General features: G+C 75.6%; 6 protein-coding genes. 5 read left to right on the top strand and 1 reads right to left on the bottom strand.

Features of this window, described 5'->3' with window-relative positions; all coding sequences use genetic code 11:
* From ABD223_RS28725 to ABD223_RS28705, 5 genes are read left to right on the top strand one after another with little or no spacing between them, the layout of a single operon-like run.
* Window positions 1–5,064, top strand: coding sequence for an SDR family NAD(P)-dependent oxidoreductase (locus ABD223_RS28725; RefSeq protein WP_344039706.1), 5,064 nt, complete (start codon window positions 1–3; stop codon window positions 5,062–5,064).
* The gene (locus tag ABD223_RS28720; protein WP_344039705.1) at window positions 5,061–13,976 is read left to right on the top strand and encodes a type I polyketide synthase; all 8,916 of its coding nucleotides are present in this window, start codon (window positions 5,061–5,063) and stop codon (window positions 13,974–13,976) included. Before ABD223_RS28725 ends, ABD223_RS28720 begins: the two co-directional genes overlap by 4 nt.
* Window positions 13,973–18,343 (top strand): type I polyketide synthase, encoded by a 4,371-nt coding sequence (locus ABD223_RS28715; protein WP_344039704.1) that lies wholly within the window; start codon window positions 13,973–13,975, stop codon window positions 18,341–18,343. Before ABD223_RS28720 ends, ABD223_RS28715 begins: the two co-directional genes overlap by 4 nt.
* On the top strand, window positions 18,340–19,770 hold the full coding sequence (locus ABD223_RS28710; RefSeq protein ID WP_344039703.1) for a hypothetical protein: 1,431 nt from the start codon (window positions 18,340–18,342) through the stop codon (window positions 19,768–19,770). Before ABD223_RS28715 ends, ABD223_RS28710 begins: the two co-directional genes overlap by 4 nt.
* The gene (locus ABD223_RS28705) at window positions 19,767–21,368 is read left to right on the top strand and encodes an MFS transporter (protein WP_344039702.1); all 1,602 of its coding nucleotides are present in this window, start codon (window positions 19,767–19,769) and stop codon (window positions 21,366–21,368) included. Before ABD223_RS28710 ends, ABD223_RS28705 begins: the two co-directional genes overlap by 4 nt.
* Here ABD223_RS28705 and ABD223_RS28700 read toward each other — a convergent pair.
* Window positions 21,343–24,390: an alpha-mannosidase gene (locus ABD223_RS28700; RefSeq protein ID WP_344039701.1), complete on the bottom strand. Its 3,048-nt coding sequence runs from the start codon at window positions 24,388–24,390 to the stop codon at window positions 21,343–21,345. The two genes, ABD223_RS28705 and ABD223_RS28700, sit on opposite strands and share 26 nt — an antisense overlap.

Here is a 24,390-nt window from a genome sequence, read left to right as displayed (position 1 = left end):
ATGACCGCGACCACCCCCCTGACCGGAAGCACCCCTCTGACCGGGACCACCACCCCCCTGACCGGGATCACCCGTCCGCGTGCCGCCCGAGCGCGGATCCAGAGCTGGCTGACCGACCGGATCGCCGGCCTCGCCGGGGTCGAACCGGGGCGGGTGGACCCCACCGCGCCCTTCGACGACTACGGCATCACCTCCTCGCAGGCGGTCAGCCTGTCCGGCGAGCTGGAGGAGTGGCTGGGCGACGAGCTGCCGCAGACGCTGGTCTACCAGCACCCCAGCATCGCCGCGCTCGCGGACTTCCTCGCCGGCGAGGCCGCCGCGGACGCGCCCGCGCCACCGGCCCAACCGGCGCGCGGGCCGGGCCTCGACGCCGTGTGCGTGGTGGGGATGGCCTGCCGGTTCCCGCCCGACGCGGACGACCCCGACCGGTTCTGGCGCGACCTGCTCGACGGGGCGCACGCCGCCAGACCCGTGCCACCGGGCCGCTGGCCGGCCCGGCCGGAGGACGACGGCCTGCTCGGCGGCTTCCTGACCGACCTGGCCGGGTTCGACGCCGCCTTCTTCGGCCTCTCGCCCAACGAGGCGCTGCGCATGGACCCGCGCCAGCGCCTGGCGCTGGAGGTCGCCTGGGCGGCGCTGGAGCACGCGGGCCTGGCCGCCGACCGGCTGCGCGGCGGCCGGACCGGCGTCTTCCTCGGCATGATGTCCGACGGCCAGTACGCCGCGACGCAGACCGAGGCCGACCCCGGCAGCCCCGACGACCCCCACTTCGGCACGGGCATCGCGCCCAGCGTGCTCGCGGGCAGGCTGTCCTACCTGCTCGACCTGCGCGGCCCGAGCCTCACCGTGGACACGGCGTGCTCGTCGTCGCTGGTCGCGGTCCACCTGGCCGCGGAGAGCCTGCGGCGCGGCGAGTGCGACGTGGCCGTGGCGGGCGGCGTGAGCGCGGTGGTGCACCCCACCGCCGTCCGGCAGGCGCTGCGGATGAACATGCTGGCCGCGGACGGCCGGTGCAAGGCGTTCGACGCCGACGCCGACGGGTTCCTGATCGGCGAGGGCTGCGGCGTCGTGGTGCTCCAGCGGCTGGGCGACGTCCGGCGGCGGCGCGGGCGCGTCCTGGCGGTGCTGCGCGGCTCCGCGGTGAACCAGGACGGCCGCAGCAACGGCCTGACCGCGCCCAACGGCGCGGCCCAGGTGGCGGTCATCCGCGCCGCGCTCGACCGCGCGGGCGTCGAACCGGCGCGGGTCGGCTACGTGGAGGCGCACGGGTCGGGCACCCGGCTCGGCGACTCGATCGAGATGGACGGCCTCCAGGAGGTGTTCGGCCCCGGCCGCGCCGCGCCGCTGGTGGTCGGCGCGGTGAAGACCAACGTCGGCCACCTGCTGGGCGCGGCCGGGGTGGCGGGCCTGATCAAGGCGGTCCTCGCGCTCGACCGCGGCGTGGTCCCGGCGAACCTGCACCACGCCCGGCCGAACCCGGCGATCGGCTGGGGCCGGTGCCCGGTGCTGCTGCCCGCGGAACCCGAGCCGTGGCCGACGGACGGGGGGCCGCGGGTCGCCGGGGTCAGCTCGTTCGGCTGGTCCGGGACCAACGCCCACGTCGTGCTGGAGCAGGCGCCGCCGGAGCCGCCGACCGCGCCGCGACCGGGCCCGCGGCTGCTGACCGTCTCCGGCCGGGACGCCGAAGGGCTCGCGGAGACCGCGCGCCGGCTGTCCGCCGAGGTCGCCGCCTGCCGCGCCGACCTCGCCGACCTCGCCTTCACCACCCAGGTGGGCCGCGCCGCGCTGGAGCACCGCGCCGCGCTGCTGGTCCACGACCGCGACGAGGCCGTCACCGCGCTGGCCGCCCTCGCGGACGCGCCACCGGACCACCACGTGCCGCCGGGCCACCACCCGACCACGGCCCTGCTGCTGCCCGGACAGGGCGACCACCACGCGGGCATGGGCCGCGGCCTGCACGCGGCCCACCCGGCGTTCCGCGCGGCCCTGGACGAGTGCGTCGGGCTCTGCCGGGAGCTGCGGGACCTGGACCTCGCGCCGCTGCTGTTCGCCGACCGGGACCACGGCGACCTGTTCGGCGGAGATCCGGCCGGCGGCGACCCGCCCGACCGGGGCGCCGCGCCGGTGGACGTCGTGCACGCCGCGGTCTTCGCGGTGGACTACGCCTGCGCGCGCCTGTGGGGCGACCTGGGCGTGCGGGCCGACGCGCTGCTCGGCTACAGCCTGGGCGAGTACGTCGCGGCGTGCCTGAGCGGCGTGTTCACCCTGCCCGACGCGCTGGCGCTGGTCGTCGACCGGGCCCGGCTCGTGGCGACCGCGCCGCCCGGCGCGATGCTCGCCGTGGCGCTGCCCGCGGACCGGGTGGCCGACCTGCTGACCGACGAACTGTCCGTGGCCGCCGTGGACGGGCCGGGGCTGACCGTGGTCGCCGGTCCGGAACGGGCGGTGGCCGGGCTGGCGTCGCGGCTGGGGGCCGAGCGCGTCGCCCACCGCCGGGTCGCCGCGTCGCGCGCCATGCACTCCGCGTCGTTGGCCCCGCTGAAGTCCCGGCTGTCCGACCTGGTGGCCGCCGTGCCGCGCGGTGAGCCGGACGTGCCGTTCCTGTCCAACACCACCGGCACGTGGATCACCGCGGACCAGGCGCGCGACCCCGGCTACTGGGCCGACCACCTGTGCCTGCCCGTCCGGTTCGGGCCCGCCGTCGAACTGCTCGCCGCCGAGGGCGTCGAGGTGCTGCTGGAGGCGGGACCCGGCCGCGGCCTGTCGAGCCTGGCGAACCAGGTGCTGTTGGCGACCGGGCGCACCGGGGTGGTGGCGGTGCCGACGCTGCCGGGCGCGGGCGAGGACCGGCCGGACGCGGAGGTCTTGCTCGACGCGGCGGGGCGGTTGTGGGCCAGGGGCGCGGCCGTGGACTGGGCGCGGTGGGACGGCGACCCGGCCCGGCGCACCGCGACCCTGCCGACCTACCCGTTCCGGCACACCGCCTTCTGGCCGGAGCCGGTGCCACCCGGCACGCGTGCCGGGGCTGCTCCGGCGTCCGGCGCGGCCTTGGGCAGGGGCGCGGCTCCTGGCGGCGGCGCTGCTCCGGGTGGGGGCGCGGTCCCTGGCGTGGTCCCTGGTGTGGCATCGGGAAGCGGTGCGGTTCCGGGGAGTGGCGTGGCCTCGGAGCCGACCGCGGTTCCCGGCGCGTTCTCCGCCGCGCGCGCCGGAAAGGCGCCCGACCTCGCCGACTGGTGCCACGTGCCCTCCTGGCGACAGGTCCCGGTCCGGCAGGGGCGGGCCGGTGACGGCCCGTGGCTGGTGTTCGCCGACCCGCTCGGCGTCACCGCCACCGTCGTCGAGCGGCTGCGCGCCGAGGGCGCCGCGGTGTTCACCGCCCAGCCGGGCGGGAATTTCCGCCGGCTCGACGACACCGCCTACGCCCTGGACCCGGAACGACCGGAGGACCACCACCTCCTGCTCGGGCAGCTCGACGAGCGCGGCGTCCGCCCGGCGAAGGTGCTCTACGCCCTCGGCGCGGGCCCGGCCGACGACCTGGACGCGGCGCTGTCCCGGGGTTTCCTGGGCCTGCTCGCCTTCGCCCGGACCCTCGGGCAACTCCTGCCCGCGCACCCCGTGGAGCTGGTGGTCGTCACCGCCAACGCCGTGGCCGTCCTCGGCGACGACCTGGCGAACCCGGAGCACGCGACCCTGCTCGGCCTGTGCGCCTCCCTCGACGCGGAGTACCGCACCCTGCGCTGCCGGTCGGTCGACCTGGACCCGGCCCGGCCGGACGAGGCGGCCCGCGCCCTGCTCGCGGAGCTGGGCCAACCCGCCGAGGACGAGCCGGTGGCCTGGCGCGGACGCCACCGGTGGGTGCGCGAGTGGCGTGCCCACCGGCTCGACCCGCCGGAGCGGCCCGTGTGGCGCGAGCGCGGCACGTACCTGATCACCGGCGGTCTCGGCGGTCTCGGCCTGGCCCTCGCGGAGCACCTGGCCGCCCGCGTCGCCGCCCGGCTCGTCCTGGTCGGCCGCACCCCGCTGCCACCGCGCGACCGGTGGCCGGCCCTCGCCGCCGAGGTGGGCGCGGTCCGGGCGGTGCTGGAGCTGGAGCGACTGGGCGCGGAGGTGGTCGTGGAGACCGCCGACGTGGCCGACGCCGACGGGCTCCGCGGGGTCGTGGACCGCGCGGTGCGCCGCTTCGGCGCGCTGCACGGCGTCGTGCACGCGGCGGGCGTCCCCGGCGCGGGACTGGTCCGGGACAAGGGGCGCGACCAGGCGCTGGCGGTGCTGCGGCCCAAGGTCCGCGGCACCGCGGCGCTGCTCGACGCGCTGCGCGGCGTCCCGGTGGACTTCGTCGCCCTGTACTCGTCCTCGGTGGTCGCGGTGCCCGCTGTCGGCGAGAGCGACTACACCGCGGCGAACGCCTACCTGGACGCCCGCGCGGCCGCCGAGGTGGACGTGCCCGTGGTGTCGGTCGCCTGGGGCCCGTGGCGCTCGGACTCCTGGCAGGCCGAGGTGTTCGCGGGCGCGCCGGAACTCGGCGCGCGGGTGAGGTCCTACCGGGACGAGTTCGGCGTGACCTCGGACGAGGGCGCGGAACTGCTGCACCGGGCGCTGGCGTCGGGTGCCCGGCAGGTGCTGGTGCTGCCCGAGGGCCTGGCCGCGACCCGGCGGCGCTGGGCGCAGCTGTTCACCGGCGACCCGGTGACCCGGCCGGCCGGGCAGCGCTTCGCCCGCCCGGCCCTGCGCACGCCTTACGTCGCGCCGCGCAACGAGGTGGAGCGGCACATCGCGGGCGTGTGGGGCGAGCACCTCGGCGTCGACCGGGTCGGCGTCGACGACCGGTTCTTCGAACTGGGCGGCAACTCGCTGCTGGCCATGACCGTGGTGGCCCGGTTGGAGCGCGAGCTGGGCGTGGCGCTGTCCGCGCCCGTGCTGTTCGAGCGGCCCACCGTGGGCGAGCTGGCCGCGCTCCTCGACCCGGCGGGCCGGGCGGGCGGGCGGGTGGACGAGGCAGGTGCCCGAGGACAGGACCGCCGCCGCCGGGCGGCGGCGCGGCGACGGGGAGTGCGGGGCGGATGAGCGGGAACGACGGTGTCGGGGTGGCCGGTCCGGACGAGGGCATCGCGGTGGTCGGGATGGCGGGGCGGTTCCCGGGCGCGGCGGACGTGGCGGAGTTCTGGCGCAACCTGTGCCGTGGCCGCGACTGCGTCACCGACTTCTCCGAGGAGGAGCTGGCCGGCGCGGTGCCGCCCGACCTGCTGCGCCACCCCGACTACGTCCGGTCCGGCGCGGTGCTGGACGGCGTCGACCTCTTCGACGCGGGCTTCTTCGGCTGCACCCCGCGCGAGGCCCAGGTGATGGACCCGCAGCAGCGCCTGTTCCTGGAGCAGGCGTGGCACGCGCTGGAGGACGCCGGCTGGGACACCGCGCGCCTCGGCGGCCAGGTCGGGGTGTTCGCCGGTGCGGCGCTGAGCACCTACCTGCTCAACAACCTGCTGCCCGACCGGTCCCTGACGGCGTCCGTCGGCGCGGTGCAGCTCGCGCTCGCCAACGACAAGGACTCCCTGAGCACGCGCACCTCCTACCTGCTCGGCCTCACCGGACCCGCCTACTCCGTGCAGAGCTACTGCTCCACGTCGCTGGTGGCGGTGTGCGCGGCCTGCACGAGCCTGGCCGCCGGGGAGTGCGACGCGGCGCTGGCGGGCGGGGTGGCGGTCAGCGTGCCGCAGCGCGTGGGCTACCTCTACCAGGAGGGCGGCATGGCCTCACCGGACGGCCGGTGCCGCGCGTTCGACGCCGCCGCCCTGGGCACGCCCACCGGCAGCGGCGTGGGCGTGGTCGTCCTCAAGCGGCTCGACGACGCCCTGCGCGACGGCGACCACGTCCACGCGGTGATCCGCGGCTGGGCGGTCAACAACGACGGGTCCGTCAAGGCCGGGTTCACCGCGCCCGCGGTGCGCGGCCAGGCCGCGGTGATCGCCGAGGCCATCGCCGGGGCCGGCCTGAGCCCGGACGACATCGACTACGTCGAGGCGCACGGCACCGGCACCGCGCTCGGTGACGCCGCGGAGCTGGCCGCGCTGCGCCAGGCGTTCGGACCGGGTCCGGCCGGGTCGTGCGCGCTGGGTTCGGTGAAGACCAACGTGGGGCACCTCGACCGCGCCGCCGGGGTCGCCGGGCTGATCAAGGCGGTGCTGTCGGTGCGGCACGGCGTGATACCGCCCAGCCTCGGGTTCGAGCGGCCCAACCCGGAACTCGACCGCGAGGGGAGGTTCTTCGTCAACACCGCGTTGCGGGGCTGGCCGGAGACCGGTCGGCCGCGCCGTGCGGGCGTCAGCGCGTTCGGCATCGGCGGGACGAACGCGCACGTGGTGCTGGAGGAGCCGCCCCGGGCGCCGACCGGGCGGGTGGCCCGGGGGCACCAGGTGCTGGTGCTCTCGGCCCGCACGCCGGTGGCGGCGGACGAGGGGGTCGAGGCGCTGGCCGACGCGCTCGCCGGTGCGGAGGCCGCTCCGGCTCCCGCGTCCGCCGGTCCGGGAGCCGCTTCGCCTGGCGCACCCGCCTCGGCAGGCGTCGGCCCGGCCGGCGTCGACCAGGCCGGGGCCAACCCCGCCGGCGTCGACCTGGCCGATGTCGCGTTCACGCTCCAGGTGGGGCGGCGCGAGTTCGAGCACCGCCGGGCCGTGGTCGTGCCCGACGTGGGTGAAGCGGTCACCGCCCTGCGCGAGGGCCGGGTGCTGGTCGGCGCGGACGTGGCGGGCGACCGGCCGGTCGCGTTCGTCTTCGCCGGGGTCGGGGAGCACTACCGCGGCATGGCCGCCGGGCTGCACGAGCGGGAACCCGCGTTCCGGCGGGCGTTCGACGAGTGCCGCGCGGTGCTCGACCCGGCGCTGGGCGTCGACCTGGCGGACGTGGTGTTCGGGGACGGCCGCGTCGAGGGTGGTGACGCCTTCCAGGCGCTGCTCGGCCGGACCGGTTCCGACGAGGGCGAACTGGCCCGGACCGCGTTGGCGCAGCCCGCGGTGTTCGCGGTCGAGTACGCGGTGGCCCGGCTGCTGATGAGCTGGGGTGTGCGGCCGGCCGCCTTCCTCGGCTACAGCGTCGGCGAGTACGTCGCCGCGTGCCTGTCCGGTGTGCTGGCGCTGCCGGACGCGGCCCGCCTGGTGGCCGAGCGCGCCCGGCTGATCGAGGGCGTCGCACCGGGCGGGATGCTGGCGGTGTCGCTGCCCGCCGACGAGGCCGCCGCGCTGGTGGGCCACGGGTTGGACGTCGCCGCGGTGAACGGCCCCGGCATGTCGGTGCTGGCCGGGTCGGTCGAGGCGGTCGGTCGTGCCGCCGCGCTGTTCGAGGCGCGCGGGGTGGCGTGCCGCCGGCTGACCACCTCCCACGCGTTCCACTCGCGGGCGCTCGCCGAGGTGGCCGAGCCCCTGACCCGGTGGGTGGCGGCGAACGTCGAGCCGGGCGAACCGCGCATCCCCTACCTGTCCAACGTCACCGGCACGTGGATCACCGCCGAGGACGTCGCCGACCCCGGCTACTGGGCGCGGCACATGTGCCGCCCGGTGCGGTTCGGCGACGGCGCGGCGGCGCTGCTGGCCGAACCGGACCGCGTGCTCGTGGAGGTCGGCGTGGGGCAGTCGCTGGCGGCGCTGCTGCGCGGGCACCCCGACTGCCCCGCCGAGCGGTTCGGGTCGGTGGTGTCGACGTTGCCCGGCCGGTGGGACCGGACCGACGACCGGGCCGCGGTGCTGACCGCCCTGGCCCGGCTGTGGCTGGCGGGAGCGCCGGTCGACTGGGCGGCGCTGCACGCCGGCGAGGACCGCCGCCGGGTTCCGCTGCCCGGCTACCCGTTCCAGCGCGAGTCCCACTGGGTCGACCCGCCGCGCCACGACGAGCCGCCGACCGACGAGCCGCGGACCCATGAGCCGCGGACCGACCGGCCGACGACTCCGGGGGTGCTCGCCGACCAGGAGGAGACCCCGGCCAGGCGGCCGGTGCGGGAATGGCTGCACGTCCCGGTCTGGCGCGCCCGGGAGCTGCCCCCCGGTGGGACGATCGCGGGACCGTGCCTGGTCCTGGCGGACGACGGCGGTGTGGCCGACGCGCTGGCCGCCAGGCTCGCGGCCGACGGCGTCGGCGTGACCCTGGTCCGGCGGGGGTCGGGGTTCGAGGCGGGCGCCGGTGGCGAGTACCGGGTCCGCGCCGGTGAGGCCGAGGACTACCGGCGGCTGCTGGCCGCGCAGGACACCCCGCCCGCCACGGTCGTGCACCTGTGGGGCGTGGGCGACCCCGGCTCCGAGGAGGAGCTGCGGGCGGGCCGCGAGCCCGGGTTCCGCAGCCTGTGCCTGCTCGCCCGCGCCCTCGCGGAGGCCCCGGCCGGTCAGGTGCGGATCGCGGTGGTCACCGACCGCGTGCAGGGGGTCGTCGACGACGACCGGCCGCTCGCCGGGAAGGCCGCCGTGCTCGGCGCGTGCCTCGTGCTGCCCCAGGAGTACCCGGCGCTGCGGTGCCGCGCCGTCGACGTCGTCCCGGGCGACGCGGGTGTGGCCGACCTGCTGGCCGAGGAGCTGCGGTGGACCGGGAACGACACCCAGGTCGCCTACCGCGCGGGGGAGCGCCTGGTCTGGGAGGCCGCCCCGCTGGGCGGTGCGGGCGACGGCGCCGCCGACGGGCTGCTGCGCCGAGGCGGCGCGTACCTGATCACGGGCGGGCTCGGCGGCGTCGGCCTGGAGCTGGCCGGCCACCTGGCGGCCGAGCACGCCGCCAGGCTCGTGCTGACCGGCCGGACCGGCCTGCCGCCGCGCGACACCTGGGACCGGCACCTGGCCGACCAGCCGGGTTCGGCCACGAGCGAGCGCATCGCCCGCGTCCGCGAGGTCGAGCGGCGCGGCGGCGAGGTGCTGGTGCTGGCCGCCGACGTCACCGACGAGGCCCGGATGCGGGAGGTCGTCGCCGCCGCCCGGGACCGCTTCGGCGGCCTCGACGGCGTCGTGCACGCGGCGGGCGTCACCGACGTCGCCGGCTTCCGCCCGGTCTCCGACCTCACCGACGAGCAGTGCGCGGCGCACTTCGCCGCCAAGGCCGGCGGCGCGCTGGTGCTGGAGCGGGTCCTGCGCGACGAGCCGATCGGCTTCTGCGTGCTGATGTCCTCGATGTCGGCCGTGCTGGGCGGCCTCGGGTTCGCCTCCTACGCCGCGGCCAACCTCGTCCTCGACGCGCTGGCCGTGGCCCACCGCGGGCCGGGCCGGTGGCTCGCCGTGGACTGGGACACGTGGGAGTCCGCCGCGGCGAAGGTGCGGGGTGGCCGGCTCGGCGCGGCGATGACCGAGAACTCCCTGTCCGCCGCCGAGGGCGTCGAGGCCTTCCGGCTCGCGCTGGCCGCGCCGGGCGGGCGGGTCGTCGTCTCCACCGGGGACCTGGCGCGGCGCGTCGAGCGGTGGGTCGGCCTCGTGAGCGCGACCGCGCGCCCGACCCGCACGGCCCGGCCCGCCCTGGCCCGCGCGTTCGCCCCCGCCGACGGCGACCACGAGCGGCGGATGGCGGGGCTGTGGCGCGACCTGCTCGGCATCGACCGCATCGGCGCCGACGACAACTTCTTCGACCTCGGCGGCCACTCGCTGATGGGCCTCCAGCTGATCAACCTGGTGAACGCCGAGTTCGGCACCGCCCTGACCGCGGTCGCGCTCTTCGAGTCGCCGACCGTGCGGGCGCTGACCGCCCGCGTCGCGCCCGCGACGCCGCGCGCGGAGTCGGGCGAGCCCGAGGTCCTGGCCGAGCGGCGCCACCGGGTGCGCGCCTCGGCGGAGTCCGAGCCGGTGGCGATCATCGGCATGTCCGGCCGGTTCCCCGGCGCGCCCACGGTGGACGCGTTCTGGCGGAACCTGTTGTCCGGCACCGAGTCCATCACCCGGTTCACCCCCGACGAGCTGCTCGCCGCGGGCGTGCCGGCGGACCTGGTCGGCGACCCGGCCTACGTGCCCGCCCGGCCGGTGCTCGACGACGTGCGCTCCTTCGACGCGCGGTTCTTCGGCTACAGCCCGCGCGAGGCCGAGCTGACCGACCCGCAGCACCGGCTGTTCCTGGAGTGCTGCTGGGAGGCGCTGGAGGGCGCGGGCTACGCGTCGACGCGCTACGCCGGGCTGGTCGGCGTCTTCGGCGGGGCCAACATCAGCACCTACTGGCACCGGATCGGCTCCGACCCGGACCTGTTCGGCTCGGTCAACGAGTACCAGGCGATCATCGGCGGCGACAAGGACGCCCTGACCACGATGGTGTCCTACAAGCTCGGCCTGCGCGGCCCGAGCTTCGCGGTGCAGACGTTCTGCTCGACCTCCCTGGTCGCGGTCCACCTCGCCTGCCAGAGCCTGCGCACCGGGGAGTGCGACGTCGCGCTCGCGGGCGGCGTCTCGGTGCGCGTGCCCGACCGGGTCGGGCACCTGTACCAGGAGGGCGGCATGGGCAGCCCGGACGGGCACGTGCGCAGCTTCGACGCGCGGGCGGGCGGCAGCATGTTCGGCGACGGCTCCGCCGTGGTCGCGCTCAAGCGGCTGGCCGACGCGGTGGCCGACGGGGACGACGTGGTCGCGGTGATCCGGGGCTCGGCGGTGAACAACGACGGCTCGGTCAAGGTCGGCTACACCGCGCCGAGCGTCGGCGGCCAGGTCGCCGTGATCCGGCGGGCGCTGGCCGACGCCGGGGTGTCGCCGGAGGACGTCGACTGCGTGGAGGCGCACGGCACCGCGACCGAGCTGGGCGACCCGATCGAGGTCGCCGCGCTGAACGCGGTGTTCGGCCCCGGCCGGCCGGGCACGTGCGCGCTGGGGTCGGTGAAGACCAACGTCGGCCACCTCGACCGCGCCGCCGGGGTGACCGGCCTGATCAAGACCGCGCTGTCGCTGCGGCACGGCGTGATCCCGCCCAGCCTGCACTTCGAGCGGCCCAACCCCGAGATCGACTTCTCGGCGGGCCCGTTCTACGTCAACACCGAGCTGCGGGCGTGGCCGGCGCGCGACCGGCCGCGCCGCGCCGGGCTGAACTCGCTCGGCCTCGGCGGCACCAACGTGCACGTGGTGGTGGAGGAACCGCCGTCCCGCCCGCCCGCAGACCCGCCGGGCAGGCCGCACCAGCTGCTGGTGCTCTCGGGCCGCGCCGACGCCGCCGTGGACCAGCTGGCCGCCTCCGTGGCCGACGCCCTCGACGACGGCGGCGTGGAGCTGGCCGACGCCGCCTACACGCTCCAGGTGGGGCGGCGCGAGTTCGAGTGCCGCCGGGCCGTGGTGGCCGCGGACACCGCCGAGGCGGTCGCCGCCCTGCGCGCCGGCGAGGTCCTGGCCGCGGTGGACGAGGAGTTCGAGGTGGACCGGCCGGTGGCCTTCGTGTTCGCCGACACCGCCGCGGACGCGGGAGACCCGGCGGACGCGGGAGACCTGTACGAGCGGGAGCCGGTGTTCCGCGCGGCCGTCGACGAGTGCCGGGCGCTGCTGGACGGCAGCCCGGCGGCCGAGGCGTTCACCACCGGGTACGCGCTGGCGCGGCTGCTGATGAGCTGGGGCCTGCGGCCGGACGCGCTGGCCGGCCAGGGCGCCGGCGAGTGCGTCGCCGCGTGCCTGTCCGGTGCGCTGACGCTGCCGGAGGCCGCGCGGCTGGCGGTCGAACGCGCCCGCCTGACCCCGGCCGAACTGGTGGGGTGGGCGCGGGCGAACCTGGACCCCGCCGCGCCGCGGATCCCGTACGCGTCGGGGACGACCGGCGACTGGGCGTCGGCGGATCCCGGGCACTGGGGGAGCGCACCGGCCGCCGAACCGGTGGACCTGGTGGACGTCGTCACGCGCGGGTCGAGCAGGATCGCCGTGCTGGTGGGCCCCGGTCGGCTCGCCGGAGCCGTGCCGACCCTGGCGGCGGGTGGCGGGGACCGGCAGCGGTCGCTGCTGACCGCCGTGGCCCGGTTGTGGCTCGCCGGGGCGCCGGTGGACTGGGCGGGCCTGCACGCGGGCGAGCGCCGCCACCGGGTGCCGCTGCCGACGTACCCGTTCCAGCGCCGTCCCTACTGGCTGGAGCCCGCCGGACCGGCCGAGCGGGGCAGCGCGGGTGAGGCGTTGAGCGGCCTGCGCCGCGAGGACCCGGACCGGTGGCTGTACCTGCCCGCGTGGCGGCAGACCGCGCCGCCCGCCCCCGCGACCGGTGACGGGACGCCGTGGCTCGCGCTGGTCGGCGGGCCCGCGGGCGAGGCGGTGGCCGACGCCGCGGCGCGCGGCGGCGCCGAGGTGATCAGGGTGCGGCCCGGCGACGGGTTCGCCGTGCTCGACGACGGCTCGCACACCGTCCGGCCGGACAGCCGCGCCGACCTCAAGGCGGTCCTGGCGCGGCTGTGGGAGGCCGACCGGCGACCCCGCCGCCTGCTGCACCTGCTCACCCTGGACACGGACGCCGGCGCTCCTCCGGAGGAGGTGCTCGACCGGGGTTTCCACAGCGTCGTCGCCCTCGCCCAGGCGCTCCAGGACCTGGGCGCGGGCGAGGTCCGCCTCGACGTGGTCACCCGCGGCACGCAGCGGGTCGTCGGCGACGAGCCGCTGCTGCCCGAGCAGGCCACCGTCGTCGGGCCCTGCCGGGTCGTGCCGCTGGAGTCCCCGGCCACGGTCTGCCGGCTGATCGACGTGGTGCTGCCGGACGACCTGGCCCCGCCACCCGGCCTGCTCGCCGAACTCGCGGCCGAACCGGGGGACCGGACGGTGGCGCTGCGCGCCGGCCGGCGCTGGGTGCCCGCCTACGAGCCGGTGCCCGCGCCACCCGCCGCGTCCCCGGTCCGCGACGGCGGCGTCTACGTGGTGACCGGCGGGCTCGGCGGCCTCGGGCTGGCCATGGCCGAACGGCTCGCCCGAGCCGCCCGCGCCCGGATCGTCCTGCTCGGCCGCACCGGTCTGCCCCGGCGCGCGGACTGGCCGGCGCTGCTCGCGGACGACGACCTCGACGCCGACGTGCGCCGTCGCATCGAGGGCGTCCGGCGGATCGAGGCGAGCGGCGCCGAGGTGCTGGCCCTCGTCGCCGACGTCGGCGACGAGGAGCAGGTGCGCGCCGCCCTGGCGACGGCGCGGGAGCGGTTCGGGCCGGTCACCGGCGTCCTGCACGCCGCGGGCGTGCCCGGCCTCGGCCTGCTGCCGTTCAAGCAGCGCGAGGCCGCCGACCGGGTGCTGCACCCCAAGGTCGCGGGCACCCGGGCGCTGGAGCGCGCCCTGCGCGACGACCCGGTCGAGTTCGTGGTCCTGTTCTCCTCCATCACCTCGCTCACCGGCGGCGGCCCCGGCCAGGTGGACTACTGCGCCGCCAACGCCTTCCTCGACGCCTACGCCCACCGCGCCGCCGACGACGGGCGTCGCGTGGTGGCGGTCGACTGGGGCGAGTGGCGGTGGAACGCCTGGGACGTGGGCCTCACCGGGTACGACGACCACGTGCGGGAGTTCTTCCGCGCCACCCGGGAGCGCTTCGGCATCGACCTCGACGAGGGGTGGGCGGCGCTGAGCGCGGCGCTGGCCACCGGGCTGCCGCAGGTCGTGGTGTCCACCCAGGACTTCAGGGCGGTGGCGGACCTCAGCGACCGGTTCACCACCGAGGCGGTGCGCCGCGCGGGACCCGCCGAGCGCCACCCGCGCCCGGACCTCACCACCACGTTCGTGGCGCCGGGGACACCCGTCGAGCGGACCGTGGCGGACCTCTGGGCGGACGCGCTCGGCGTGGCCGAGATCGGCGTCCGCGACAACTTCTTCGAACTCGGCGGCAACTCGCTGGTCGGCGTGGACGTGGTGGCCCGCGTCCGGGCCGCCTTCCCGGGCGCGGACCTCGCGCCGCACGTGCTCTACGAGGCGCCCACGGTGCGTGCCCTGGCCCGGCTCGTCGGCGGCGAGGACGGCACGCGCGACGACCGCGACCAGGACGACAGGCAGGCACGTGGCGCCCGGCGCAGGCAGGCGCTCGGACAGGTGAGGAGCCGGACGTGACCGAGCAGGACCCCGCTGGGCAGGACGCCGCTCAGGACGCTGTTCAGGACGCTGGCCGGGATGCCGGTCAGGACGTTGGTCGGGATCTCGTCGACCAGGGACCGGCGATCGCCGTCATCGGCATGGCGGGGCGCTTCCCCGGCGCTCCCGACGTGGCCCGGCTGTGGCGCAACGTGCTCGACGGCGTCGAGTCGATCCGCCGGCTGACCGACGACGAGCTCGACGCCGCCGGGGTCGACCCGGTCCTGCGGGCCGACCCGCGCTACGTCCGCGTGGCCGCCCCGGTCGACGACGTGGAGGAGTTCGACGCCTCCTTCTTCGGCTACAGCCCCCGCGAGGCCGAGCTGACCGACCCGCAGCACCGGCTGTTCCTGGAGTGCTGCTGGCAGGCCCTGGAGGACGCGGGGCACCACCCGGCCGCCGTGCCGGGCGTGGTCGGCGTCTTCGCGGGCTGCGGGTTCCCCAGCTACCTCCAGCACAACCTGTCGACCCGGCCCGACCTGCTGGCGACGGTCGACAAGATGCAGCTGGGCGTCGGCAACGACCGCGACTCGCTCAGCTCGATGGTCTCCTACAAGCTGGACCTCACCGGGCCCAGCGCGGCCGTGCAGACCTTCTGCTCCACCTCGCTGGTGTGCGTGCACCTGGCCTGCCAGAGCCTGCTGACCCACGAGTGCGACACCGCGCTCGCGGGCGGTGTCTCGGTCGAGGTGCCGCAGACCGGCGGCTACCTGTACCAGGAGGGCGGCATCCTGTCCCCGGACGGGCAGTGCCGCGCGCTCGGCGCCGACGCCAGGGGCAGCGTCATCGGCAGCGGCGTGGGCGTGGTCGTGCTCAAGCGGCTGGCCGACGCGCTCGCCGACGGCGACCGCGTCGACGCGGTGATCCTCGGTTCGGCCGTCACCAACGACGGCCTCTCCCGCGCCGGGTACACCGCGCCCGGCGTCGACGGCCAGGCCGCCGTCATCGCCGACGCGCTCGCCAACGCCGGCGTCGACCCCGGCGCCGTCGGCTACGTCGAGTGCCACGGCACCGGCACCCTGCTGGGCGACTCGGTCGAGCTGGCCGCCATGGCGCGGGTCTTCGCCGGCGTGCCCGCGGGCTCGTGCGCGATCGGCTCCCTCAAGCCCAACACCGGTCACCTCGACCGCGCCGCCGGCGTCGCCGGGCTGATCAAGGCCGTGCACGCGGTGCGGACCGGCCTGCTGCCGCCGAGCCTGCACGTGCGGCGGCCCAACCCCGCGCTCGACGGCCGCGACGGGCCGTTCCGCGTCAACGGGCGGGCACGCCGCTGGCCCGACCGGCGGGGACCGCGCCGGGCCGGCGTCAGCTCGTTCGGCCTCGGCGGCACCAACGCCCACGTGGTGCTCCAGGAGCCGCCCGCGATCCGACCCGGGACCGCCGAACCGTGGCCGCAGGCGCTGGTGCTGTCGGCGAAGAACCCGGCGGCGCTCGACGCCGCGGTGGCCGACCTGCGCGCCCACCTCGACCGGAGCCCCGACCTGCCCCTGGCCGACGTGGCGTTCACCCTCCAGTCCAGCCGCGGCGAGTTCAACCACCGCTTCGCCGTCGTCTGCCGGGACCTGCGGGACGCGGTCCGCGCGCTCGGCGACGGCCGCGGCCTGGTGGCCGAGCAGCGCCGACGGGACCGCCCCGTCCACCTGGTCCTGCCCGACCCGACGGGGTGGCCGCGGGGGACGGCACGCGACGTCGTGGTCCACCCGGAGGTCCGGGCCGCGGTCGACGAGTGCTCCGCCCTGCTGGACGGGAGCGGCGGGGTGGCGGGGCGCGGGCCGGCCGGGATCGAGGAGCGGTTCGGCCCGGCGGTGGCGGACGCGGTCGCCCAGTACGCCGTGGCGCGTGCGCTGCTCGGCTGGGGCGTGGACGTGGCGGAGGTGTCGGGGGAGGGCGCCGGAGGCGCCCTCGCGGCGTCCCTGCTGGGCGAGCTGCCCCTGCTCGACGCGCTGGCCGCCGTGGTGGCGGGGACGTCCGTGCCGTGCCGGGGGACCCGTCGGGGAGAGGACGCCGTGACGGTGGTCCTCGGGCCGGTGGGCGAGGAGCGCCCGGACGTGGTCGCGGGGTTCCCGGACGTGACCGGTCTGGTGGCTCGGCTCTGGCTGGCGGGGGCGCGGCTGGACTGGGCCGCGACCCACCTGGCCGGGCGCAGGCGGGTCTCCCTGCCCACCTACCCGTTCCAGCGCGAGCGGTACTGGATCGACGCCGTGCCGCGTGACCGGAAGCCTGGCTCGGCAGGGGGCGATCTGGCAGGCGGGGGATCGGCAGGGGGTGGCCTGACCGGAGCCGCGCCGGCGGGGCCGGCGGGGCCCGCGCGGTTCGACGACCTGGCCGACTGGTTCTCCGTCCCGGTGTGGACGCGGCTGCCGCTGCCCGTCGACGACCTGGCCGGGCGGGTCGGGGACCGGGGGCCGTGGTTGGTGTTCGCCGATCGCGACGGCCCCGGCGCGGCCCTGGTCGACGCCTTGCGCGACGCGGGCGCGACCGTCACCGCCGTCCGAACCGGGACGGACTTCCACCACGACCCCGATGGCGATTTCTTCCTGCGGCCCGGCAACCGGGACGACCACGACCGGCTCCGGTCCGCGCTCACCGCGCCGCCCCGCACGGTCGTGCACGCGTGGAGCACCGACGTGCCCGCCGGGATGCCCACCCCGGAGGCGTTCGAGGCTGCCCAGGACCTCGGCTTCCACGACCTGCTCGCGCTGCTCGCGGCGGCGCTGCGGTCCGGCCACACCCTGCCCGCGGACGTCGTGGTGCTCACGACCGGGGCTGTGCGGGTGACCGGCGGGGACCTGCGCGTGCCCGCGTCGGCCGGGCTGGGGGGTTGCTGTCGCGTGCTGGGGCAGGAGAACCCGGGCACGGTGTTCCGGCACCTCGACGTGGCCGGTTCCGGTGGCACCGGCTCTGGTGTGGCCGGTCCCGCCGTGGTCGGTTCCGGTGTGGCCGGCTCTGGCGTGACCGATCCCGGCGTGATCGGCTCCGACCCGCGCGTCCTGGCTCACCGCGTGCTGGCCGAGATCTGCGCCGGCACCGCGACCTCGGTCGCCTTCCGCGGCGGCGACCGGTGGGAGCAGTCGTTCCGGCCGGTGCGCGTCCCCGCGGGCGGTGCCGTTCCGCTGCGGGACCGCGGCGCCTACCTGATCACCGGCGGCCTCGGCGACGTCGGTTTCACCCTGGCCGAGCACCTGGCCCGAACCCGGCACGCCCGGCTCGCCCTGCTCGGCCGCACCCCGTTGCCGCCGCGCGCCGACTGGGCCGCCTGGCTCGACCGGCACCCGGCGGACGACCGGGTGAGCGTCGCCCTCCGGCGCGTCCGCGGGTTGGAGGCGGCGGGCGGCGAGGTGCTGACGCTGACCGCCGACGTGGCGGACGCCGACTCCGTGCGCGCCGCGGTGGCACGAGTTCGGGAGCGGTTCGGCGCGTTGCACGGCGTCGTGCACGGCGCGGGGGCCTCCGACGTGGCGGCGTTCGGCCTCGGGCACGCCGTCGACCGGGCGCAGTGCGACGCCCACTTCCGCCCGAAGGTCGGCGGTTTCCTCGCGCTGCACCGCGCGCTGGCCGCCGAGCCGCTGGACTTCCGGCTCACCCTCGGTTCGCTGTCGGCGGTGCTGGGCGGCATCGGGTTCGCCGCCTACGCCGCCGCCAACGCCGCGCTCGACGGTTTCGCCCTCACCGCGAACGACGACGGGGCCGGGCCGTGGCTGGCGGTCGACTGGGAGGGGTGGCGCGTCGGCGACGAGAAGCACCCGCTGCCCGGTGCGACGGTCGCCGACTTCCGGATGTCACCGGAGGAGGGCGTCGCGCTCTTCGAGCGGGCCCTCACCCTGACCGGGCTGGCCGGGCAGGTGGTGACCTCGTCCGGCCCGCTGGGAGCGCGCCTGCGCGCGTGGGTCGACCACGAGGCGAGTGACGCCCGACCGGACGCGTCACCCCGGCACGCCCGCCCCGCCCTGGCCACCCCGCACGCCGCGCCCACGACCGACGAGCAGGTCAGGCTCGTGGAGATCTGGGCCGACCTGCTCGGCATCGACGGCATCGGCGTCGACGACGACTTCTTCGAACTGGGCGGGCACTCCCTGCTGGCCGTGCGGGTGCTCGCCAGGGTGCGCGCGGAGCTGTCCACCTCGCTGTCGCTGGAGGACATGCTCCGCACGCCGACCGTCCGCGCCGTCGCGGCGCACCTGGCCGCTCCGGCGGCCGCAGGAGGAGCTGCGGAAGGGACTGCGGGAGGCACTGGCACCTGCTCGTCCTCAGCGGCCCCTCCTGCGGCCTCCTCAGCCGCCCTCTCCGCAGTCCCTTCCACGGCCACTCCTGTGGCCTCCGCCGCAGTCCCGGTGGCCGGGGCATGACCCCGCGGCGAGTGCTGCTCTCCGACGGCAGCGGCGTGTCCTCCGCCCAGGTCGCGCGCCTGCTCGGCGAGGACGGTCACCACGTCGAGGTCCTGGACTCGGGCGGCGCCCTGCTCACCCGCTCCATCCGGTGGGTGCGGGCGGTCCACGCCGTGCCGCCGTTCGGGGCCGACCCGTTCGCCTGGCTGAACGCCGCGCTCCAGGTGCTGGAGCGCGGCGGGTTCGACGCGCTGCTGGCGACCCAGGAACAGGTGGCCGTGCTGGCGCTGGAGGCACACCGGGTGCGCGACCTCGGGGTGGGACTGGCCGTGCCGGACTTCACGGCACTGGCCCGCGTGCAGGACAAGGCCGAGGCGTGGCGGACCCTGCGCGAACTCGGCCTGCCGCACCCGGTCACCAAGCTCGTGGCGAAACCGGAGGACCTGCTCACCCAGGTCGACCTGCCCGGCTACGTCAAGACCCGCATCGGCACGGGGAGCAGGGGCGTGCGCCTGGTGCGCGACCGCGCCGACCTGGTCCGGGTCGCGGTCGAGTTCGCCGGCGAAGCCGACCACGGCGGCATCCTGGTGCAGGAACGGCTGGACGGCCCGCTGGTCATGGTCCAGTCGGTGTTCGACCGCGGACGCCTGGTCGCGTGGCACGCCGCCCTGCGCGTCCGGGAAGGCGTGGGTGGGGCGGCGCTGGTCAAGGAAGGCGTCGACCTGCCCGCCGTCGCCGAGCACCTGGCCGTGCTCGGCAGCGACCTCGGCTGGCACGGCGCGCTGTCCGCGGACGCGGTCCTGACCCCGGACGGTCCCGCCTACATCGACCTCAACCCCCGCCTGGTGGAACCCGGCAACGCCCGCCGCTGCGGCACGGACCTGACCGGGGCCCTGCTGCGGGTGTCGCTGGGTGAGTCGCCCGTCCCCCAGCCGAACAGGTTCGGGCAGCGCACCCACCAGTTGCTGCTGGCCCTGCTGACCGCCGCGTCGCGCGGTCGGGCGGCGGTGCTCGGCGAGCTGGCGTCGGTGGCGCTGAGGCGGGGCGGTGCGGAGGAGCTGACGCCGCCGTGGCGGGACCGGTGGGCAGCGGTGCTGCTGGCGAAGGCCACCGCACTGCTGCTGGCGAACCCGAAGCGCGCCCGGCTGCTGGCCGACGGCACGGTGGGCGACTACGCCCTGACCGCCGACGGGTGGCGGCGGTTGTGCGAGGTGCACGGGAACCACAACGACCCCGCTGATCCAGCCGATCCCGCTGATCGTGCAGACCCTGTCGGCCCCGCTGATCCCACTGATCCTGTAGACCCTGCCGATCCCGCTGACCCCGCCGCCGCTGACAACCCTGCCGCCGCCCCGGCCGCCAATCTCGCCGCCGACCCCGTTGAATACAGCCCCTGCGCCGGCACCCTCGACCACCCTCCCCCCGACCGCGCCGACCACCCCCGGTGACCCGCGCCTGGTCCGGCCTGGCGGTGATGCTGCTCGCCGCGTTCATGGACGTCGTCGACAGCACGATCGTCGGCGTCGCCCTGCCCGGGATCCAGCGAACCCTGGGCGCGGACGGCGCGGAACTCCAGTGGATCGACGCCGCCTACCCCCTGGCCTTCGCCCTCGTCCTGATCACCGGTGGGCGACTGGGGGACCTGCGCGGCAGGCGACCGGTGTTCCTGGCCGGCGTCGCCGGGTTCACCGCAGCCTCCGCCCTGTCCGGCCTCGCGACCACGCCCGAGGTGCTGGTGGCGGGCCGCGTGCTCCAGGGCGTCGCCGCCGCCGTCATGGTCCCGCAGGTGCTGGGACACCTGCGGGCCGCGTTCCCACCCCGTGCGCGTGGAGCAGCCTTCGGCCTCTACGGCGCGGTGCTCGCCCTCGCCGCCGTCAGCGGCCCGCTGCTGGGCGGCCTGCTCACCGGGGCCGACCTGTTCGGCCTCGGCTGGCGGGCGATCTTCCTGGTCAACGTGCCCATCGGGGTGCTCACCCTGGCGGCGGGCCTGCTGCTGCTCCCGCGCCCACCGGCCCGAGCCGGCCCGACCGCGCTCGACCTGACCGGCGTCGTCCTGCTCGCCGCCGCGCTGCTCGCCCTGCTCTACCCGCTGGTGCAGGGCCGCGAGCACGGCGGCACGTGGTGGCTCGCCTGCGCGGTGGCACCCCTGCTGGTCGTGTTCCGGGCGCACGAACGGCGGGTCACCGCAGGCGGCGGCGCCCCCCTCGTGCGACCGGGGCTGCTCGCCGACCGCGCGGTGTCGGTCGGTCTGCTGGTCGGGCTGGTGTTCAGCGCGGGAGGCAAGTTCGGTTTCGTGCTCAGCGTCCACCTCCAAACCGGTCTGGGGGCCGACCCCTCCGAGGTCGGTGTGGCGTTCGTGCCGTTCGCCGTAGGCGTCGTCGCCGGGTCCGTGACGCGGGCCGGGCCGCGACGAAGCCCGGAGCACACGGCCATCCGCACCGGCATGGCCGTCATGATCGGCGGCCTGGTGGCCACCACCCTCACCGTGCGGTGGTGGGGCCCGGACCTGCACGCCTGGCAACTCGCCCCCGGCCTGCTGCTGGCCGGGGCCGGATTGGCCGTGGTCACCGCGGCCCTGGTGGACCTGGTCCTGGGCGCGGTGCCCGAGCACGAGGCAGGTTCGGTTTCGGGTCTGGTCAACACCTCCTTCCAGTTGGGCACCGCCATCGGCATCGCCGTGGTCGGCTCGGTCTTCTACGCGGTAGTAGGCAACGCGGTCACCACGGCCGCCGACCACCGAGCCCACAACCTGCCCACCTCCTGGTCCACCCGGCCGGAGGCAGCGGCCGCGGTCCGCTGCCTGGCGGCCGAGCACGCCGAGGCCGCGACCACCGGTACCCGACCGTCCCGCTGCACCATTCCGGCCGATCCCGAGATCCGCCGCCTCGCCGAGGACGCGGCGGCGGACGCGGTGCGCCACGGATTCGCCCGCGCCACCGAACGCGGCCTGTGGGCGACGACCGGCATCCTGGTGCTGGGCTTGGCCGCAGCCGGGGCGCTGCCCTCCCGGAGGCCCCGGATCAGGAGCGGTGCAGCCGCACGGTGATCACCTGGAACGGGCGGAACTCCAGCGTCACCGCATCGTTGGTCACGTCCAGGTCTTTCTTGAGGTTGGCTTCCAACAAGTCGGTGATGCAGGCCGATGCCACGGTGAACGACGCCGACAACGAGCAGCTCCTGCGGGTGCCGTACGCCTCGTACAACCGCACGATGACGTCATCCGCCTGGTTGTCGGACAGCTTGACGGTGTCGATCACCACACCGTTGTCGCTCACCCCCACCAGGGGTTTGACCTCCGTCGGGGTGGATGCGCCGCTCACGACGACTCTCCGCAGAGGGTGGTGCAGCCGGTAGCTCTCGCGCACCGCGTCCGGGATGCCCGCATTTACGGCCAAGACGTGGCGGAAGTGGTGTTCGCCGTGGTCGGAACCGTGATCTGGCCAGCGGGAGGCGCGCAGCAACGAGACCCGCACCGTGGTGCTCGTCCCGCCGTCCTCCTTGGGGCGACGGGTGACGTCGTGCCCGTAGGTGGTCTTGTTGGCCAGGAGGACGCCGTAGCCGGCCTCACCGACGTGCAGCCACCGGTGCGCGCAGATCTCGAAGCGCGCGGCGTCCCAAGAGGTGTTGGTGTGGGTTGGGCGGAACACGTGTCCGAACTGGGTCTCCGCGGCGGACCTCTCGGTCTGGACGTCGAGCGGGAAGGAGAGCTTGAGCAGCTTGTCCACCTCCTTCCAGTTGACCTGCGTCGTCACCTCCAACCTGCTGCCCATCCCGGTGACCAGTCGGAGTTCCTGGGTCACCTCGGACCCGGCACCGAAGGTGCGGACCACCTTCACTCCCTCGTCATTTGCCAGCGAAGTCACTTCACAAGGTGTGACCAGGTCCACCACGGTGTTGCGGTAGTAGTTTTCGATGTCCCAGGCATCCCACAACACCGGCAGGTCCTGGTGCAGTTGCAGCAGGTTCCCCCGCTGTCCCGCTGGGATGAGCTCCCGTTCGTTGCTCAGGTCGTAGAGGGACGAGAGGAGTCCGTCGCTATCGACCACCACGCGCAGGGTTGCACTTTCCATCACCCACGTCTTGTCGTTCTTCGGGACGGCCTTTATTTTCCCTTCGGGCGTCCGCTCCGCTCTCGCGCCCAGCGCGGCCACGTCCTGCCAGGGGTGGGGGTTCGAGTTGAAGTAGAAGGTGCCGTCGAATTCTTCCACCAGTTTCTTCTGCGCGCCCTCGACGATGGTGCGGAGTTCCTTCGCCGCGTCCTCGAACGCCTTCACGGCCTCCCGGTGCACCCAGGGGATCGAGGTGCCCGGCAGCACGTCGTGGAACTGGTTGAGCAGCACCGATTTCCAGATCCGGTCGAGGGCCGCGTACGGGTACGGGTGGTTCTTCCTGATCTTGGCGGTGGCGCACCACAGCTCCGCCTCGCGCAGCAGGGCCTCGCACTCCCGGTTGCCGCCCTTGATCTCCGCCTGGCTGGTGTAGGTGCCCCGGTGCCGCTCCAGGTATTGCTCGCCGTACCACACCGGGGGGCTCTGGTACTCGGCCTCGGCCTTCTCGAAGAAGTTCCGCGGGCTGTCCAGGGTGACCTTCGGCGAGCCCTCCAGGTCGGCCAGGCGTCGAGCCCGCCCCAAGTGCTCGCGGGTCGGCCCGCCGCCGCCGTCGCTGTAGCCGTAGGCGAGCAGGGACCTGGTGGCTGAACCCTTCTCGGCGAAGTTGCGCACGGCGCGGTGCAGCTCACGGCCGGTGATCTTGGCCTCGTACATGTTGGCGGGCGTGGCGTGGGTGAAGACGCGCGTGCCGTCGATGCCCTCCCAGAGGAACGTGTGGTGCGGGAAGACGTTCGTGTCGTTCCAGCACATCTTCTGGGTGAACAGCCACTTCGACCCGGACAGATCGATGATCTGGGGCAGTGCTGCCGAGTAGCCGAAGGAGTCCGGCAGCCACACCTCCTCGGTGTTCAGGTCGAACTCGCTGTCGTAGAAGTGTTTGCCGTAGGTGAACTGCCGCACCAGCGACTCGCCGCTGGGCATGTTGGTGTCCGCTTCCACCCACATGCCGCCAATGGGGAAGAACTGCTTCGCCGTGACCTTGTCCTTGACCCGCTTGTACAGCTCGGGGCTGTCCGTCTTCAGCCATTCGAGCTGCTGCGCCTGGGACATCACGAAGGTGTAGTCGGGGTGCTCGTCCATCAACGACACCGCATTCGCCACCGTGCGGAGGATCTTGCGGTGAGTCTCCTGGTAGGGCCACATCCACGCCGTGTCCAGGTGGGAGTGGCCGACAGCGGAGATCAGGTGCGCGCTCGCGTGCGCGGGCCGCGACAGCATGGTGCCGAGCTGGTTGCGCGCGTTCTGGGCGGTGCCGGACACGTTCTGAGGGTCGAGGGCGTCGGCGGATCGTTGCAGGGCGCGCAGGATCTCCCAGCGTCGCGGGGAGTCCAGGCCGAGTTGCAGCATCAGTTCCAGCAGGACCTCCACGTCGTGGGCCAGTTCCCACACCTGCTGGTCGAAGACGCGCAGCTGGGCTTTCTGGAACAGGTAGAGCGGCTTGTCGTACGGGGCCGGCACGGCATGGTCCCCGAAGGGGGACAGCGGTGGGTAGATCAGCGGGTTGGCGGCCGCCTCGACGTAGAACTGCACGGCTTCGCCACCCTTGGCTTCCCTCGCGATCAGGACCCACGCGGTGCGGCGGTTCAACCCCTTGATCGGAATGCCTTTACCGGTATAGGCGAGGCCCTCGGCGCCGAACCCGGTGTGCTCCGGCAGGTAGCCCGGGTCGAAGTGCACCTCGACGCGCTTGCCCTGCCAGTCCGGGGTCTTGGGAACGCCGAGCCCGTCCTTCGTCTCGACCTTGAACCAGCCGGTGCGCCACGGCTTGCCCCACGCCGTGCCCGGATCGATCCCCTGGAAGGTCTTGGTGATCGCGTCCTTGAAGAGGACCTGGTTGTGATCCGGCGTCTCCCACAGGGAAACCTTGAGGTCCACGGACTTCCGGTACTGGGCGGGCCAGATGCGTTGCAGCAGCGTCCGCTCGATGTGCTGCTCGATGGTCACTCGGTCGTCGTGCAC

It is taken from the genome of Saccharothrix xinjiangensis, assembly GCF_039527585.1.
In the GTDB taxonomy this organism is placed as follows: domain Bacteria; phylum Actinomycetota; class Actinomycetes; order Mycobacteriales; family Pseudonocardiaceae; genus Actinosynnema; species Actinosynnema xinjiangensis.
The sequence above is the reverse complement of the archived record's forward strand: the minus strand, read 5'-3'. Positions and strand labels throughout refer to the sequence as shown.

Coding starts and splice junctions, on each gene's coding strand:
- ABD223_RS28725 (WP_344039706.1), top strand. CDS start 1: ATGACCGCGACCACCCCCCTGACCGGAAGCACCCCTCTGACCGGGACC.
- ABD223_RS28720 (WP_344039705.1), top strand. CDS start 5,061: ATGAGCGGGAACGACGGTGTCGGGGTGGCCGGTCCGGACGAGGGCATC.
- ABD223_RS28710 (WP_344039703.1), top strand. CDS start 18,340: ATGACCCCGCGGCGAGTGCTGCTCTCCGACGGCAGCGGCGTGTCCTCC.